The organism is Bradyrhizobium archetypum (genome assembly GCF_013114835.1).
Classification (GTDB): domain Bacteria; phylum Pseudomonadota; class Alphaproteobacteria; order Rhizobiales; family Xanthobacteraceae; genus Bradyrhizobium; species Bradyrhizobium archetypum.
This window is the reverse complement of sequence record NZ_JAAVLW010000001.1, coordinates 714,759-729,278: the sequence shown is the minus strand read 5'-3', so window position 1 is coordinate 729,278 and position 14,520 is coordinate 714,759. Positions and strand designations below refer to the sequence as shown.

The 14,520-nt window shown below is 63.3% G+C and carries 13 protein-coding genes and 1 pseudogene; 10 read left to right on the top strand and 4 right to left on the bottom strand.

The genetic code is table 11. From position 1 onward, the window contains the following. Nucleotides 1–54: 54 nt before the first annotated feature. Nucleotides 55–1,302, top strand: a pseudogene (locus HCN50_RS03225) (SulP family inorganic anion transporter); the annotation flags it as partial. 104 nt (nucleotides 1,303–1,406) lie between these two features. Here HCN50_RS03225 and HCN50_RS03220 read toward each other — a convergent pair. The 3 genes from HCN50_RS03220 to HCN50_RS03210 all read right to left on the bottom strand — a co-directional run bounded on the left by HCN50_RS03220 (nucleotide 1,407) and on the right by HCN50_RS03210 (nucleotide 4,380). After that, nucleotides 1,407–2,384 carry an NADPH:quinone oxidoreductase family protein gene (locus tag HCN50_RS03220; protein ID WP_171708154.1) on the bottom strand — a complete coding sequence of 326 codons (978 nt, stop codon included), beginning with the start codon at nucleotides 2,382–2,384 and terminating at the stop codon, nucleotides 1,407–1,409. Nucleotides 2,385–2,468: 84 nt separating this feature from the next. After that, nucleotides 2,469–3,542: an LLM class flavin-dependent oxidoreductase gene (locus HCN50_RS03215; protein ID WP_171708153.1), complete on the bottom strand. Its 1,074-nt coding sequence runs from the start codon at nucleotides 3,540–3,542 to the stop codon at nucleotides 2,469–2,471. A 79-nt stretch (nucleotides 3,543–3,621) separates the two neighbouring features. Further along, entirely contained in the window at nucleotides 3,622–4,380 is a 759-nt protein-coding gene (locus HCN50_RS03210) for a FadR/GntR family transcriptional regulator (RefSeq protein ID WP_210264747.1), read from the bottom strand. A gap of 152 nt (nucleotides 4,381–4,532) precedes the next feature. On the opposite strand from HCN50_RS03210, the gene HCN50_RS33375 reads away from it, so the two are divergent. The 8 genes from HCN50_RS33375 to uraD all read left to right on the top strand — a co-directional run bounded on the left by HCN50_RS33375 (nucleotide 4,533) and on the right by uraD (nucleotide 12,098). Continuing rightward, nucleotides 4,533–5,897: an ABC transporter substrate-binding protein gene (locus HCN50_RS33375; RefSeq protein ID WP_311966964.1), complete on the top strand. Its 1,365-nt coding sequence runs from the start codon at nucleotides 4,533–4,535 to the stop codon at nucleotides 5,895–5,897. Further along, nucleotides 5,894–6,793, top strand: a complete 900-nt coding sequence (locus HCN50_RS03200) for a carbohydrate ABC transporter permease (RefSeq protein ID WP_171708152.1) — start codon at nucleotides 5,894–5,896, stop codon at nucleotides 6,791–6,793. The genes HCN50_RS33375 and HCN50_RS03200 overlap by 4 nt, the downstream gene beginning before the upstream one ends. Further along, nucleotides 6,790–7,629 carry a carbohydrate ABC transporter permease gene (locus HCN50_RS03195; RefSeq protein ID WP_210264745.1) on the top strand — a complete coding sequence of 280 codons (840 nt, stop codon included), beginning with the start codon at nucleotides 6,790–6,792 and terminating at the stop codon, nucleotides 7,627–7,629. Before HCN50_RS03200 ends, HCN50_RS03195 begins: the two co-directional genes overlap by 4 nt. A 4-nt stretch (nucleotides 7,630–7,633) precedes the next feature. Then, the gene (locus HCN50_RS03190; RefSeq protein ID WP_171708151.1) at nucleotides 7,634–8,422 is read left to right on the top strand and encodes a shikimate dehydrogenase family protein; all 789 of its coding nucleotides are present in this window, start codon (nucleotides 7,634–7,636) and stop codon (nucleotides 8,420–8,422) included. Nucleotides 8,423–8,575: 153 nt separating this feature from the next. Continuing rightward, nucleotides 8,576–9,718, top strand: coding sequence for a mechanosensitive ion channel family protein (locus tag HCN50_RS03185; protein ID WP_171708150.1), 1,143 nt, complete (start codon nucleotides 8,576–8,578; stop codon nucleotides 9,716–9,718). 130 nt (nucleotides 9,719–9,848) lie between these two features. Further along, nucleotides 9,849–10,262, top strand: a complete 414-nt coding sequence (locus HCN50_RS03180) for a DUF3830 family protein (RefSeq protein ID WP_171708149.1) — start codon at nucleotides 9,849–9,851, stop codon at nucleotides 10,260–10,262. 2 nt (nucleotides 10,263–10,264) lie between these two features. Continuing rightward, the gene (gene puuE, locus HCN50_RS03175) at nucleotides 10,265–11,203 is read left to right on the top strand and encodes an allantoinase PuuE (protein ID WP_171708148.1); all 939 of its coding nucleotides are present in this window, start codon (nucleotides 10,265–10,267) and stop codon (nucleotides 11,201–11,203) included. Between the two features lie 10 nt (nucleotides 11,204–11,213). Continuing rightward, nucleotides 11,214–12,098, top strand: coding sequence for a 2-oxo-4-hydroxy-4-carboxy-5-ureidoimidazoline decarboxylase (gene uraD, locus HCN50_RS03170; RefSeq protein ID WP_171708147.1), 885 nt, complete (start codon nucleotides 11,214–11,216; stop codon nucleotides 12,096–12,098). Between the two features lie 11 nt (nucleotides 12,099–12,109). Here uraD and HCN50_RS03165 read toward each other — a convergent pair whose 3' ends face one another. Then, entirely contained in the window at nucleotides 12,110–13,504 is a 1,395-nt protein-coding gene (locus HCN50_RS03165; RefSeq protein ID WP_171708146.1) for a nucleobase:cation symporter-2 family protein, read from the bottom strand. 169 nt (nucleotides 13,505–13,673) lie between these two features. Here HCN50_RS03165 and pucL point away from each other — a divergent pair, with 169 nt between their 5' ends. Beyond that, a complete protein-coding gene (gene pucL / locus HCN50_RS03160) occupies nucleotides 13,674–14,516 on the top strand; it encodes a factor-independent urate hydroxylase (protein ID WP_171708145.1) in 843 nt (280 codons plus the stop codon). Nucleotides 14,517–14,520 lie beyond the last annotated feature (4 nt).

The following is a 14,520-nucleotide window of genomic DNA, read 5'->3' as shown; positions in this document are numbered from 1 at the left end:
GGCAGGTCCTCCACTATATATAATCGTCGAACCCTCACTGACTCGCTCCCAGAAATGCCTGACGGCTCCGCCACCGCCCATCATTACCGCCCCAAGCTCATCACCGTCCTGACAGACGGCTACGGCGTCCGCCACTTTCAAAAGGATATGTTGGCGGCGCTGACGGTTGCGATAGTCGCTCTCCCGCTTTCGATGGCGATCGCCGTCGCCTCGGGCGTATCGCCCGAGCGGGGATTATACGCCGCCGTCATCGGCGGCTTTTTAGTATCCGCGCTTGGCGGCAGCCGCTATCAGATCGGCGGTCCCGCCGGCGCGTTCATCGTCCTGGTATCGGCCACCGTGACGAGGTTCGGGCTCGAGGGGCTGTTGCTGACGGTTTTCATCTCCGGTTTCCTGCTGACGCTGATCGGTCTTTTGCGGGCCGGCGCCCTGATCCGTTACATTCCCCATGCCGTGACCGTTGGCTTCACCTGCGGCATCGCGGTCACGATCTTTGCCAGCCAACTCAGAGATCTTGGCGGCCTGAAACTTCCGGCCGCAGAGCCTGGCCCCCTGCTGCCAAAGCTTGCGGCGCTCGGTCATGCCTTGCCGACCATCTCGCCGGCCGCGCTCGCGATCGGTATCGGCTCGGCGGCTTTGATCTTCCTGGTGCGGCGGTTGTCGCCGAATTTGCCGGGAATGCTGATTGCGGTGGTTCTGGCCGCAGTCGCCGCGTGGTTGTTCCATCTGCCGGTGGAAACGAGCGGCAGCCGCTTTGGCCAGCTTCCGGACGGACTGCCGGGGCCGCGTCTGCCGGTGATCTCCTACGCAACCGTGCTGGACGTGCTGCCGGCGGCGCTGTCCTTCACGTTGCTTGGCGCCGTCGAAAGCCTGCTCTCCGCCAAGGTCGCCGACGGCATGACCGGGCGCAAGCATCGCTACAACATGGAGGTCGTGGCGCAAGGCATTGCCAACATCGCCTCCGCCGTCTTCGGCGGCATTAGCGTCACCGGCACAATCGCCCGGACCGCCACCAATATCCGCGCGGGCGCCTGCAGTCCGGTCTCCGGCATGGCGCATGCGTTGTTCGTGCTGGTGTTCATGGTGCTCGCGGCGCCGCTCGCAAGCTTTGTTCCGTTGTCGGCGCTGGCGGGCGTGCTGGTCGTTGTCTGCTGGAATATGGCGGAGAAGGAGGAGTTCTTTCGCCTGCTGCGCAACTGGCGGAGCGCCGCGGTGCTGATCGCAACCTTCGGGTTGACGCTGGTCGAGGACCTGACCTTCGGCATCATCGCAGGCTGCGCGCTGGCCGCGGCGTTTGCGATCTACGATCGCGTTCGCGCCTAATCCTTCGCCGCCGGCTTGGTCGGACGGAAACAGTGCTTGGATGATCGGGCGCCTGGCGCCAAGTCCCTTATCGATGCGTTGCTTCAGCCGAATTTGACGATCATCTTGCCGAGCGCCGATCGCGACTGCATGGTCTTGAAGGCCTCGCGGAAATTCTCGAACGGCACGACCTTCCCGACCACCGGCTGCAATTTTTCCGATGCCAGCCAGTCGAATAATTGCGCCATCAGGCGGGTGTGCGTCTCCGGCTCGCGCTTCTGGATCTGGGCGAGATCGACGCCGAGCAGGGCGCCGCCTTTGAGCAGCGGCAGGTTGAACGCCAGCGCCGGGATGGTGCCCGAGGCGAATCCGACCACAAGATGCCGGCCGCGCCAGGCGATTGAGCGGAAAGCCTGCAGCGATACGTCACCCCCGACCGGATCGTAAATCACATCCGGCCCATAGCCGCCGGTCAATTCCTTGAGCGTGTCGCGCCAGTCCGCCTTGGTGTAGTCGATGGTCTGATCGGCGCCATAACGAACCGCGAAGTCACGCTTCTCCGCGGTTGAGGCGGCCGCGATCACCCGCGCGCCCATCAGTTTGCCGATCTGAACGGCCGCAATACCGACGCCGCCCGCCGCGCCCAGCACCAGCAATATCTCGCCCTGGCGCAGCGCCGCGCGGGCATCCAGCGCGTAAAGCCCGGTCAGATAGTTGGCTTGAAACGATGCGCCGGCTTCGAAGGAAACCTGTGGCGGCAGTTTCTGGAGCGCTGCTGATGGCACCGCGATGTATTCGGCCAGCGCCCCGGAACGGGCCATCCCGATCACCGGCATGCCCGGCTTGAACGCGCCGACATTGTCCGCGACGGCGTCGACAGTTCCGGCAAACTCCGTTCCCGGCACGAACGGCAGCGGATCCTTGGTCTGGTAAAGACCCTGCACCTTCAAGCCATCGACGAAGCCGACTGCCGCTGCGCCGATCCTGACGCGGACTTCGCCGGCGGCGAGGCCGGGCGCATCGATCTCTTTGATCGCGATGCGGTCGATCGAATCATAGTTCTCGACAACGACTGCCTTCATGCAAATTTTTCCATGCGTTTTCCCCTTCATGCGCCAAGACCTTGCACAGGCTTCTGAGGTCCGTGCGGATGCTTCAGGTGAACTCTATTCGGCCGCTTCGGCCTGCCGGTCGATTGCAAGCGCGCCTTCCTTGATGCGCGGAATCAGATCGCGGCCGATCGCCATCGTGTCATGCGGATTCTCGAAGCCGCGCAGCAGGAAGGAATGAATGCCGAGCCGGTAATATTCCAGCACCGCTGCCGCGATCTGATCGGGCGTTCCGACCAGGCAGGACGTGTTGCCGGGCGCGCCGGTGGCGCGGGCAATCCCCATCCATAGCCGCTCGTCATGGACGTCGCCGCGCGCGGCGTAGCCGAGCAGGCGCTCAGAGGAATGATTGGTCGGCTGCGGCGCGGCGCCCGTCTTGCGTTCGATATCCGCCAGTAGCGCATTAGCCTTGTCCCATGCGGCGCCTTCGGTATCCGCCATTATCGGCCGCAGCGACATGTTGAAGCCGACGTTGCGGCCGAAGGCGGCGGCGCGACGGCGAAAATCCTGCACCCGCTCGCGTGTCTCCTTCAGCGGCTCGCCGAAGATCGCGAACACGTCGCAATGCCTGGCGCCCATCTCCAGCGCGCCCTCCGACGAGCCGCCGAAGAAGAGGCTGGGGTAAGGCTGCTGATGCGGCTTGATATCGGAATAGCCGCCCTCGACGCGATAAAATTCACCCTTGTGATCGATCGGGCTGTCACTGGTCCAGAGTTTTTGCATCACCTCCAGATATTCGCCGGCGCGGCGGTAGCGGTCGTTCTTGGGCAGAAAATCGCCCTCGCTGGCCTGGTCGGCGTCGCTGGTACCGGCGATGATATGCAGCGCCATCCGGCCCTGCGTGAGTTGGTCGAAGGTCGCGACCTGCCGCGCGGCCAGTGCGGGGGCCACCGAGCCCGGCCGGTGCGCGATCAGGAACTTGATCCGCTCGGTGTGATCGGCCGCATAGAGAGCAATCGCAAAACCTTCGGCGGCGGAGGCGTAATAACCAACAAGGACGGCATCATAGTTCCACTGCTCATGCAGTCGGGTAAAGTCGATCACCCATTGCCGCGATATCTGTCCCTTGATCAGGTGAACCGCGACACCTTCCTGCTGGGTGCCGATCATTCCGATGATTCTCGCGGGCATTGTGTTTCCCCGGACGTTGTTGCTTGATCCGAATGAAACGCGCATCGTTCAGGGAATGCAAGCGCTTAGCGACTTGCGTTTACGCGTCGCCTTCGCGTTCCGCGGCGGCCGCCATCGCTTCGCCATTTCTGCGGCGCGACAGAGCGGACGTGATATTGCGCTCGGTCAGGTCCATCAGGCGGTGCATCGCACGCCGCGCACCGTCGGGATTGCGGGCCCAGATCTCGTCGAGGATAGCGCGGTGATAGGGCAGGCTCTTGCGCGGCGCGCCGGGGTTCAAGGTCGACAGCTCGAACGACATGCGCAATGCGGCTTCGACGGTCGCGCCGAACGCGACCAGAAAGTCGTTGCCCGTCGCTGTCAGGATACCGCGATGAAAGCGAAGGTCGGGCTCGGAATAGGCGCGGCTATCCATGCCCGCTGCATCCATCTCGCGATAAGCGCGTTCGATGCGGGCAAGATCGGTGTCCGAGCCGCGCTCGGCGCAGATCGCGCAGGCTTCCGGCTCGACGATCCGGCGCACCTGCGTGAGCTGCCGGGCGAACTCCTCGCTCGGCCGTCCTGCCCAGGTCCATTCCAAAAGCTCAGCGTCCAGCATGTTCCAGTTGATCCGCTCGCGGACATGCGTGCCGGCCTTCTGGCGGGCGGCGATCAATCCCTTGGCCTTGAGAATGGAGAGCGACTCCCGAATCGAGGTGCGGCTGACCTCGAACTGCGAGGCGAGCTCGATCTCCCGCGGCAGGGTCCAGCCTTCCTGCCACACGCCGGTCACGATCAGTTTTGCGATCTCGCGCGCGACATGCGTGTTGGACTGGCGGGGTTCGGCGTCCCTGGGCAAATCGTGACCCTCAAGCGTTGGAACAATATTGTCTGCTTTATTATGAGGCGATGTCAATCTATGGCGGATAGCTCTCCAATTTTGACCTAGCCTTCTTTTGACATGGCATTTTATGTCGGTCATATTATCAAAAAACAGACAGGGAGGCTGCCGTGACCAACAACCATTCCCGCCGTCGATCCTCGGCACTCAGCCGCCGCAGATTGCTTCAGGCCGGCGCGGCTACCCTCGGCGCGGCAGCGTTTCCGATGCCGGGTATCGCGCAAACCAAACCGTTTGCCGGGATCACGCTGCGCGGCGCATCCTTCCAGCACCGCTTCTTCACCCTGCTGCAGAACTACATTCCGGAATTCGAGGCACAGACTGGCATGAAGGTCGATCTGCAGCTTTCGGCCTTTCCCGTCTACAACCAGCAGGCCAATCTCGAACTGTCGTCGGGCGGATCGGCGTTCGATTTCGTCAACGTGACCTTTATCCTTGCCGCACGCTGGGTCGCGGCCGGGCTGCTCACCAATCTCGATGAGTTCACGTCCGATCCCAACCTGACTCCGGCCGAATGGAATCCGAAGGATTTCGTCGAGGGCGCGCAGGTGCCGTATCGCGACGCCAAGGGCGCCACTTACGGCTATTCCTGGGAAGGCGGCGCCATGGTGATGGGGCTGTCGCGCATGGACCTGATGGAGAAAAAGGGTCTCAAGATTCCGGAAAGCTTTGCCGAGCTGCAGCAGGTCTGCGCCGAGATCAACGGCACCGACAACGTCAACGGCATCGTCAGCTTCCAGCTCCATCACTGGTGCCTGCCGCCCTATATCCAGGGCTTTGGCGGCAACATCTTTCGCAATCCGCCCGCCGACATCATGCCGGCGCTGAACTCACCGCAGGCCATTCAGGCCGTGGAGTTCTATGCAAATCTGCTCAAGAACTACGCGCCGAAGGGCGTGCTCACCTATACCGAGGATCAGGCGCGCCAGGCCCTGCTGACCGGCCGCTCCAACATCTTCATTCATTCCAGCGCCTGGATCACGCCGATTCTGCTCTCGAACGACAGCAAGGTGAAGGACACCTCGCGCGTCGTGCGGATGCCCGCCGGCCCCGTGCATGACTTCCCGGCCTCCAACAGCCAGGGTCTCGGCATTCCCAAGAACGCCAAGAACAAGAAGGCCGCATGGGAATTCATCAAATGGGCGGTCAGCCCGGAAATCTCGATGCGGCTCGTCAAGGAGCACGGCCATTCCTCGGTCTGCCGCAGATCGGTGATCGAGAGCGAGGAGTACCGCAAGCTCAACACGGTCAACGGCCAGGACCTCGGCGCGCTCTATCTCGAAGTGCTGGGGCTTCCGGCCAAGGGCGAGAACTACATGGCCTATCGCACGGTGAAGGAATTCCCGATCGTGGGCGATGTGCTGAACAAGGCGTTCGAGCAGGTGGCGACCGGGCAGCTTGCCGCCCAAGCCGCGATGAACGCCGCGCAGGAGCAGGCGGTCGCCAATCTCCGCCGGGCCGGAACTGCGCTTTGAAGGGAAGTGGACTGGTCGACGCCGGGCGCCGCCACTTCAACGCCATCGCGCTGGCGCCGAGCCTGGTCGTGTTGTTTGTGATCGCAGGTCTGCCCGCGATCTATCTCGTCGTGACCAGCCTGACGCCGTTTCAACTGGTCAATCCGGGATCGTCGACCGATTTCTCTTCGCCCTTGCGCAACTATCGCCTGCTGCCTGATGATCCGCGCTTCGTCAATTCACTGTGGGTGCAGGCCAAGCTGTCGTTCTGGGGCGTGCTGTTTCAGGTCCTGCTCGGCATGCTGCTGGCGCTGTTGCTGCACACGCAGTCGCGGATTGTGGAATTCGCCCGCACCTTCTTCCTGATTCCGATGGTGCTGCCGCCTATCGTCGTGGCGATCATCTGGAAGCTGATCTATACGCCCGACATCAGCCCGCTCTATTACGCGGCAAGCCTGCTCAACGTGACGATGCCGTCGTTGACCTCCAGCGTCGATTTTGCGCTGACCGCGATCATCATCGCCGACAGCTGGGAATGGCTTCCGTTTACCTTTCTGATGGTGCTGGCCGCGTTGCAGACCATTCCGGACGAGTTTTCGGAGGCCGCCCTCGTCGACGGCGCCAACCGGCTGCAGATCTTCTACTACGTCACGCTTCCCTTCATTACGCCGGTGCTGGTGATTTCGGGCATGTTTCGGCTGATCGACAGCGTCAAGGCTTTCCCGCTGGTGTTCCTCTTGACCGGCGGCGGGCCGGGCAGCGTCACCGAGGTGACGAACTATTACGCCTATCTGCTCGCATTCGACTTCAACGAGATCGGCTATTCCAGCTCGGTCACGGTCGTGTTGCTGCTGCTCGTCGTTGCCGTCTCGTTCGGCGTGGTGTGGATGGGCCGCCGCCGGGAGGCCATGGCATGAGTGCAGGCATGAGCGGGCCGATCCGCCGTTCGGCTAGCCGGGGCAGGCTCGCTGCGATCGGCGCGACGCTGCTCGTATTGCTGTCGCCGTTCCTCTGGCTCCTGCAGATGAGCTTCAAGTCCAACGAGCTGATCCTGCAGTTTCCGCCGCCCTTGCTCTTCAAGCCCACGCTGGAGAATTACACCTCGCTGTGGCAGGGCGCGTTTCCGGCCTCCTTCGTCAACAGCCTGATGAGTGCCTCGTTCTCCACCGCGCTGGCGCTCCTACTCGGAGTGCCAGCGGCCTACGCGTTGTCGCGATGGGCCGGGCGGGGCAGGCATGCGCTCGGCTTTGCGATCCTGGTGACGCGGATGGCGCCGCCGATCGCGTTCACGATTCCCTTCTTCCTGTTCTATCGCTGGATCGGGCTGCTCGATACCGTGACGGGCCTCGTGCTGGTCTACACCAGCTTCAACCTGCCGCTGGTGATCTGGATGATGCAGCCGTTCTTCGAGACGGTGCCGCCCTCGCTGGAGGAGGCGGCACTGGTCGATGGCGCGCCAATCCGCGTGATCTTCCTCGAAATCGTGCTGCCGATGGTCGCGCCCGGCATCGCCGCCACCGCGATCCTGTGCTTTCTCTACGCCTGGAACGACTTCTTCTTCGCGCTGATTCTGACACGCACCAACGCGCGCACCGCGCCGGTCGCCGTGGTGAATTTCATGAACTACGAGGGATGGGAGTGGGGCAAGATCGCCGCCGGCGGATCGCTGGTGATGGCGCCGGTCCTGATCTTCTCGCTCGCGGTGCGCCGCTATCTGGTGAGCGGGCTGACGGCCGGCGCCGTGAAAGGATAGAGCAATGCGGCTTCCGAGCGGGGCTTCACGCTTCGTCTTCATCTTCGCCCATCCGGCCGGCCACGTCGGCGCGCCGCGCCACTACACGCCGTACTTCCAGGGCAACGGACTCGACTGGCACATGGTGCCGCTCGACATCGCACCGGCGCATCTGGCCGATACCATTCGCGCGCTGGCAAAATCGCCGAGCGTCGCTGGCTTTAATCTCACCATGCCGCACAAGCCGGCCGCGTTCGAGTTATGCGACGCGGTCGGGCCGGCCGCCGAGTTCGAAGGCGTGGTCAACACGATCCGGATCGAGGCCGGCGGCCGGCTTGTTGGCGAATCCTTCGATGGTGGCGGTTTCCTGAATGCCGCGCGTGAGGCTGGCATCTTTGATTCCGATCGTCGCTGCGTCGTGATCGGCGCGGGCGGAGCGGGCCGCGCGATCTGTCACGCGCTCGCTGCCGCGGGACTGCGCCGGCTGCGAATCCTGAACGAAACGCCGGGGCCGGTCGAAATCCTCGCCGCCAAACTTCGCAGCCGTTTCGCCGGCCTCGAGATCAGCTTCGACGAGAAATTCGATGACGCCGGGCTTCTCGTCAACGCCACCTCGCTCGGGCTTCACGACACGGACGCGCTGCCGATGGATCCGGCGAGGCTGCCGGATGATTGCGCCGTGTTCGACATCATCGCCGCCCGCCGGACCGAGTTCATGCAAGCCTGTGCTGCGCGCGGCCTGAAGGTGGTCGATGGCGTGGCGATGATCAAACATCAACTGCCGCTGCAGACCGCGTTCTGGCGCGGCGAATAACGCCGGACGGTGCCATCGAGCCAAAGTTCCCTTCCTGTCCGGCCCAGTTCCACCTTGCGCGTCATGAATTGCTGCGCTGCGTCAGATACGGGACCAATGCACGGTTGAGTGCGTTAGCGGCCAAGGCCTAGGGCGACAGCAGCGGGGATCGCAATGGATGAAATCCTGTCAAGGTTCGAACAGATATTTGGCTGGGTGCCGCAATGGCTGGTGGGGCTCGGCCTCGTCGTCGGCGCCATCATCATTGCGCTATTCGTGCACGGCATTGCGGCGCGGATTGTCAGACGCGCGATCGGACAGCGCTGGCCGGCCGTAACTCTGCTTCTACAACGGATCGCGGGCCCGGCGCGGCTGGCGCTTTGCCTGGTGGCCGTGGCGCTGGTGCTGCCGCTGGCGCCGCTGAACGACGTTCTGCGCGAGCAGCTCAGGCACTTTTTCATCGTCGCGGTAATCGCGCTGATCGGCTGGATCACGGTTCGTGCCGTCGACATGGGCGCTGCGCGTTACCTGCAGCGGTTCCGCCTCGATACCGATGAGAACTTTCTCGCCCGCAAGCACGTCACCCAGGTTCGCGTCTTCAAGCGCGTGATCGATACGCTGGTCGTGATCATTGCGATTTCCACCGCTTTGATGACCTTCGAATCCGTCAAGCAATACGGCGTCAGCCTGTTCGCCTCCGCCGGCGCCGCCGGCCTGATCGTCGGCCTTGCCGCAAGGCCCTTGCTTTCGAACCTGATCGCCGGCGTGCAGATCGCGATCACCCAGCCGATCCGGATCGAGGACGCCGTCATCATCGAGAACGAATGGGGATGGATCGAGGACATCGCCTCGACCTATGTCGTGGTTCGCCTCTGGGACTGGCGGCGGATGGTGGTCCCGCTGTCGTACTTCATCGAGCGTCCGTTCCAGAACTGGACCCGCGACACCCAGTCGCTGATCGGGGCCATCGCCTTTCATGTCGATTACTGCACCGACGTCTCGCGGATCAGGCAACGGTTGGAGGAGGCTGCGCGCGAGTCCAAATTGTGGGATGGCGCCGTGGTCAATCTCCAGGTGATCGAATCGACCCCGCGGTCGATCGAGCTTCGGGCGCTGGTCAGCGCCAGATCGGCGCCGCAATCCTGGGACCTTCGATGCGAGATCAGGGAAAAGCTGCTGGCCTTCATTCGCGAGGAGATGCCCGAAGCGTTCCCGCGCGAACGCGCCATGATATCGCCGCCGCTCGCCGGTCCCGGCGCTCTCTTTGAACGACCGGATGCTGCCTCAGGGCCGATCGCGGCAAGGGCTCAAAATTGAGGCCCGCAAGCGCAGATTTCAGGCGCTGAAGGCCGCCCGCGAGGCCGGAATCGGCCTTGCGTCCGCTTGTTCCGGCTGCAATGGATACGGCTGAACCCGTCCTCATACCTACATCCAGAAGAAGAGATCGATGAGCCAACTGATTGTCCGTGCCGGTGAATTCACCTTTCAGGCCCGCTTCGAGGAGCAACTGGCGCCGAAGACGGTTGCCGCCTTTCGCAAGGCGATGCCATTCGAGAGCCAGGCGATCCACGTCCGCTGGAGCGGGGAGGGTGTCTGGATGCCGCTCGGCGATCTCGATTTCGGCGTCTCCTACGAGAACCACACCAGCTATCCGGCGCCGGGCCAGATCATTCTCTATCCCGGCGGCATCAGCGAGACCGAGATTCTCTTGGCCTATGGCGGGGTTCATTTCGCGAGCAAGATGGGACAGCTCGCCGGCAACCATTTCATCACGCTGACGTCGGGGCTGGAGAACCTGACCACGTTCGGCAAGACCGTGCTGTGGCAGGGCGCGCAGAAAATCCGCTTCGAGGAAGTTTGAGCATGGCGGCGCCGGTCTACCCGCGTGACTTCCGCGGCTACGGCCGCAACCCGCCCGATCCGAAGTGGCCGGGCAATGCGCGCCTTGCGGTGCAGTTCGTGGTGAATTTCGAGGAGGGCGGCGAGAACAATGTTCTCGACGGCGATCGCGCCTCGGAGGCCTTCCTGTCCGACGTGCTGGGCGCGCAACCCTGGCCGGGCCAGCGCCATGCCAATATCGAATCGATGTTCGAGTATGGCTCGCGCGCCGGCTTCTGGCGGCTGTGGCGGATGTTCACCGAACGAAATCTGCCGGTCACCGTGTTCGGCGTCGCCAAGGCGTTGAAGCGCAATCCCGACGTGGTTGCCGCGATGAAGGAGGCCGGCTGGGATATCGCCAGCCATAGCCTTCGATGGATCGAGCACAAGGAGATGTCGGAGAACGAGGAGCGGGCCGAGATCGCAGAGGCGATCCGCGTCCACACCGAGGCAACCGGGCAGCGCCCGCTCGGCTGGTACACCGGACGTTCGTCGATCAACACGCTGCGGCTCCTGATGGAAGCAGGCGGTTTGCTTTACCTCTGCGATTCCTACGCCGACGACCTGCCATACTGGATCAGGTCGCGCGGCTCGAAGCCGCATCTGGTCATTCCCTATACGCTCGATGCCAACGACATGCGCTTTATCAACCCGCAGGGCTTTGGCGGTGGCGATGAATTCTTCACCTATCTCAAGGACAGCTTTGACGTTCTTTACAGGGAAGGTGAGAGCGCGCCGAAGATGATGTCGATCGGCCTGCACTGCCGGGTCGTCGGCCGTCCCGGCCGCGCGGCGTCGCTGATGCGCTTCCTCGACTATATCGGACAGCATGAGCGCGTCTGGGTGCCGACGCGGCTCGAGATCGCCCAGCATTGGCACGCCAACCTTTCGCACCTTGCCGATAACGCTTTCGATATCGGATAGGCCGGCATCGATGTTGAAGAAGCTTTCCGATCTAAATCATTGCAGCAAGGACGATTTCGTCGCCGCACTCGCCAATATTTTCGAACATTCGCCGTGGGTGGCCGAGGCGGCGGCCGCGCTGCGGCCGTTCGCAGGCATCGGCGCGTTGTTTGCGGCGATGACGACGGTGGTCGACCGCGCGCCGGATGAAATGCAACTGGCGCTGATCAGCGCGCATCCCGATCTCGCCAACAAGACGCAGCGCGCCACAGGCCTCACCCCGGAATCCTCCGCCGAGCAGGACAGTGTTGGCCTCGACCGGCTGTCGGACGCCGAATATGCGGCCTTCGAGCGCGCCAACCGCGCCTACCGCGCCAAGTTCGGCTTTCCCTACATCGTCTGCGTCCGCCGCCATACCCGCGATTCCATTCTTCGTGATTTCGAGCGCCGTCTGCCTAACGATGCGAAGGCCGAAATGCGAAGGTCGATTGCGGAAATTTGCCGGATTGCGGCGCTGCGCCTCGACCAGCTCGTCGCCTCCGAGGACCGGCTGCCGGTGCATGGACGGCTGTCGACCCATGTGCTGGATACGCATAGCGGCAGGCCCGCCGCGGGCATTTCGATTGAACTCACCGAACTTTCCGATCTCGGGCAGCCACGCGTGGTGGCGCGGACCATTACCAACAGCGATGGCCGCACCGATCAGCCATTGATCGGCGGCCGGCCGGTGCCGATCGGCCGCTACGAGTTGCTGTTCAGCGTCGGCGACTATTTTGCCGGGCATGGCGTTCCAATGGCGGACCCGCCGTTTCTCGACAAGATTCCGCTGCGCTTTTCGGTGAGCGAGCCCGAAGGCCATCTCCACGTGCCGCTGCTCGTGACGCCGTGGAGTTACGCGACCTATCGAGGGAGTTGATCACTTCCATCCTAATGCGTCGCGGTTGCCGCCGCGGCCGCTGCATCCGCTTCCGCCGCCGCCTTGCCGCCGACGCCGTTGAAGAACGCATTCAGCGTCACCGCGACCAGTGCGCTGAGCAAAATGCCGGACTCCAGCAGTGGGTGCAGGTCGTGCGGCAGGTTCTTGAAGAAATTCGGCGAAACCAGCGGGATCATGCCGAAGCCGACCGAGATCGCCACCACGAACAGATTGTAGCGGTTGTTTCTGAAATCGACCGCGGTGAGGATGCGTGCACCCGTGGCCGCCACCATACCGAACATCACGAGGCCAGCGCCGCCGAGCACCACGATCGGCACCGCCTCGACCAGCGCGGCCATCTTCGGCACCAGCCCGAGCAGCAACAGGATCCCGCCACCCGCGACCGTCACCCAGCGCGAGCGCACGCCGGTGACGCCGACGAGGCCGACATTCTGCGAGAACGAGGTGTAGGGAAAGGTGTTGAACAGGCCGCCCAGAAACGTACCGACGCCGTCGGCCCGCAACCCCCTGGTCAGCGCGTCGCGGTCGACGGCCTTGCCGGTGATCTCGCCAAGCGCCAGGAACATGCCGAGCGACTCGATCATCACCACGATCATCACGATGCACATGGTGATGATCGGCACGAGCTGGAATTTCGGAGCACCGAAATGCAGCGGCAGCACGATCGCGCCCCACGGCGCGGCGGCGACCTTCTCGAAATGCATGACGCCGAGCACGGTAGCGAGGATGGCGCCGGCCACGATGCCAAGGAGCACCGCGACGTTGGCAATGAAACCGGAGCCCCATTTGATCAGGCCGAGGATGACCAGCAGCACGAACAGCGCAATCCCGAGCCCTTGCAACTGACCGTAGGCGGGGTTGGGGAAGGCGCCCGGTACGCCGTCGACGACCTTGGTCAAGGTCGGCAGACCGCCGCCGGCCCAGTTGATGCCGACCCGCATCAGCGAAATGCCGATCACCAGGATGATGGTCCCGGTCACGACGGGCGGAAACAGCGGCAGCAGCCGGCTCACGAAGGGGGCGACGAGAACCGCAAACAGCCCGGCTGCGATCACCGAGCCGTAGATACCGAGCAGGCCGATGTCGGGTGCGGCGGCCATCGCCAGCATCGGGCTGACGGAGGCAAAGGTGACGCCCATCATCACCGGCAGCCGGATTCCGACGCCGGGAAAGCCGATGCATTGCACCAGCGTGGCCATCCCGCAGGCGAACAGGTCCGCGCTGATCAGGAAGGCGACGTCTTCGGGCGGCAGCTTCAATGCCCGGCCGATGATCAGCGGCACGGCGACCGCGCCGGCATACATCACGAGCACATGCTGCAGGCCGAGCGCCAGCAAGCGTGGCGCCGGCAGCATCTCGTCAACGGAATGGATTTGGCTGCTCATGTTCGGAAATCCCCCTGGTGCAGGCTTTCAGGCCTGCCTGAACCGATACAAGGCTCGTGCCAAAAGCGTCTCCCGGACCCTTGCCCCGTGGCACGAAGGTTGCTCAATATTGAAACCATAACGGGCGATGGCGATCGCCGCAAATTCCGGCTGAACGGGAGACATTTGGATGCCGCTGATCAAGAACCGCTACGGAAAGGGCCGCGTCCGGGTCATGCGGATTCACCGGGACGGCGACCGCCATGAGGTCAGCCAGCTCAGCATCAAGGCGATGATGGAAGGCGATTTCGCCCGCGCCTATACCCATGCCGACAATTCCACGTCGGTGGCCACAGATACGATCAAGAACATCGTCAACGTCGTGGCGCGCGAGAATACCGGCCTTTGCGCGGAAGATTTCTGCCAGGTGCTGGCAAAACGATATCTCGACACCTATCCGCAGATTGCCTCGGTTGCCATCACTGCGCACGAGACCAAATGGAGGCGGCTGAGTTTTTGCGGCAAGCCGCATCCCCACAGCTTCGTGCTCGACAATAATGGCAGGCCGTTCGTCGAGGTCGCGGCTGCGCGGGGCGGGCCGTCGACATTGACCTCCGGCATCGACGGGTTCTCCTTCATGAAGTCGACGCAGTCCGGCTGGGAGAATTACCCCAAAGACCGCTACACTACGCTGCCGGAGACCGCCGACCGGATGTGCGCGACCAGCATGGTCGCGTCGTGGAAGTGGTCGGGCAAGCCGTCGAACTATCCGGCCGCCAACGCGAAGATTCTTGATACCGTGCTGGAAGTGTTCAGCACGACCTACAGCATGAGCGTGCAGGACAGCCTCTATCGGATGGGCGAGGCGGCACTGGCGGCGGTCCCCGAAATCTCGGAAATCAGCATGGCCTGCCCCAACATGCACTTCATCCCGATGAACCTGTCGGCCTTTGGCCTCGATAACAATAACGACGTCTTCCTGCCGACCGACGAACCCCACGGCCAGATTGAGTGCACGGTGGGAAGGGGGTAAAAAG

What these genes read in the sequence shown, in the direction of transcription:
- puuE (WP_171708148.1), top strand. Translation starts at nt 10,265, where the DNA reads ATGGCGGCGCCGGTCTACCCGCGTGACTTCCGCGGCTACGGCCGCAAC.
- HCN50_RS03180 (WP_171708149.1), top strand. Translation starts at nt 9,849, where the DNA reads ATGAGCCAACTGATTGTCCGTGCCGGTGAATTCACCTTTCAGGCCCGC.
- HCN50_RS03215 (WP_171708153.1), bottom strand. Translation starts at nt 3,542, where the DNA reads ATGCCCGCGAGAATCATCGGAATGATCGGCACCCAGCAGGAAGGTGTC.
- HCN50_RS03165 (WP_171708146.1), bottom strand. Translation starts at nt 13,504, where the DNA reads ATGAGCAGCCAAATCCATTCCGTTGACGAGATGCTGCCGGCGCCACGC.
- HCN50_RS03185 (WP_171708150.1), top strand. Translation starts at nt 8,576, where the DNA reads ATGGATGAAATCCTGTCAAGGTTCGAACAGATATTTGGCTGGGTGCCG.
- HCN50_RS03190 (WP_171708151.1), top strand. Translation starts at nt 7,634, where the DNA reads ATGCGGCTTCCGAGCGGGGCTTCACGCTTCGTCTTCATCTTCGCCCAT.
- pucL (WP_171708145.1), top strand. Translation starts at nt 13,674, where the DNA reads ATGCCGCTGATCAAGAACCGCTACGGAAAGGGCCGCGTCCGGGTCATG.
- HCN50_RS03220 (WP_171708154.1), bottom strand. Translation starts at nt 2,384, where the DNA reads ATGAAGGCAGTCGTTGTCGAGAACTATGATTCGATCGACCGCATCGCG.
- HCN50_RS03195 (WP_210264745.1), top strand. Translation starts at nt 6,790, where the DNA reads ATGAGTGCAGGCATGAGCGGGCCGATCCGCCGTTCGGCTAGCCGGGGC.
- uraD (WP_171708147.1), top strand. Translation starts at nt 11,214, where the DNA reads ATGTTGAAGAAGCTTTCCGATCTAAATCATTGCAGCAAGGACGATTTC.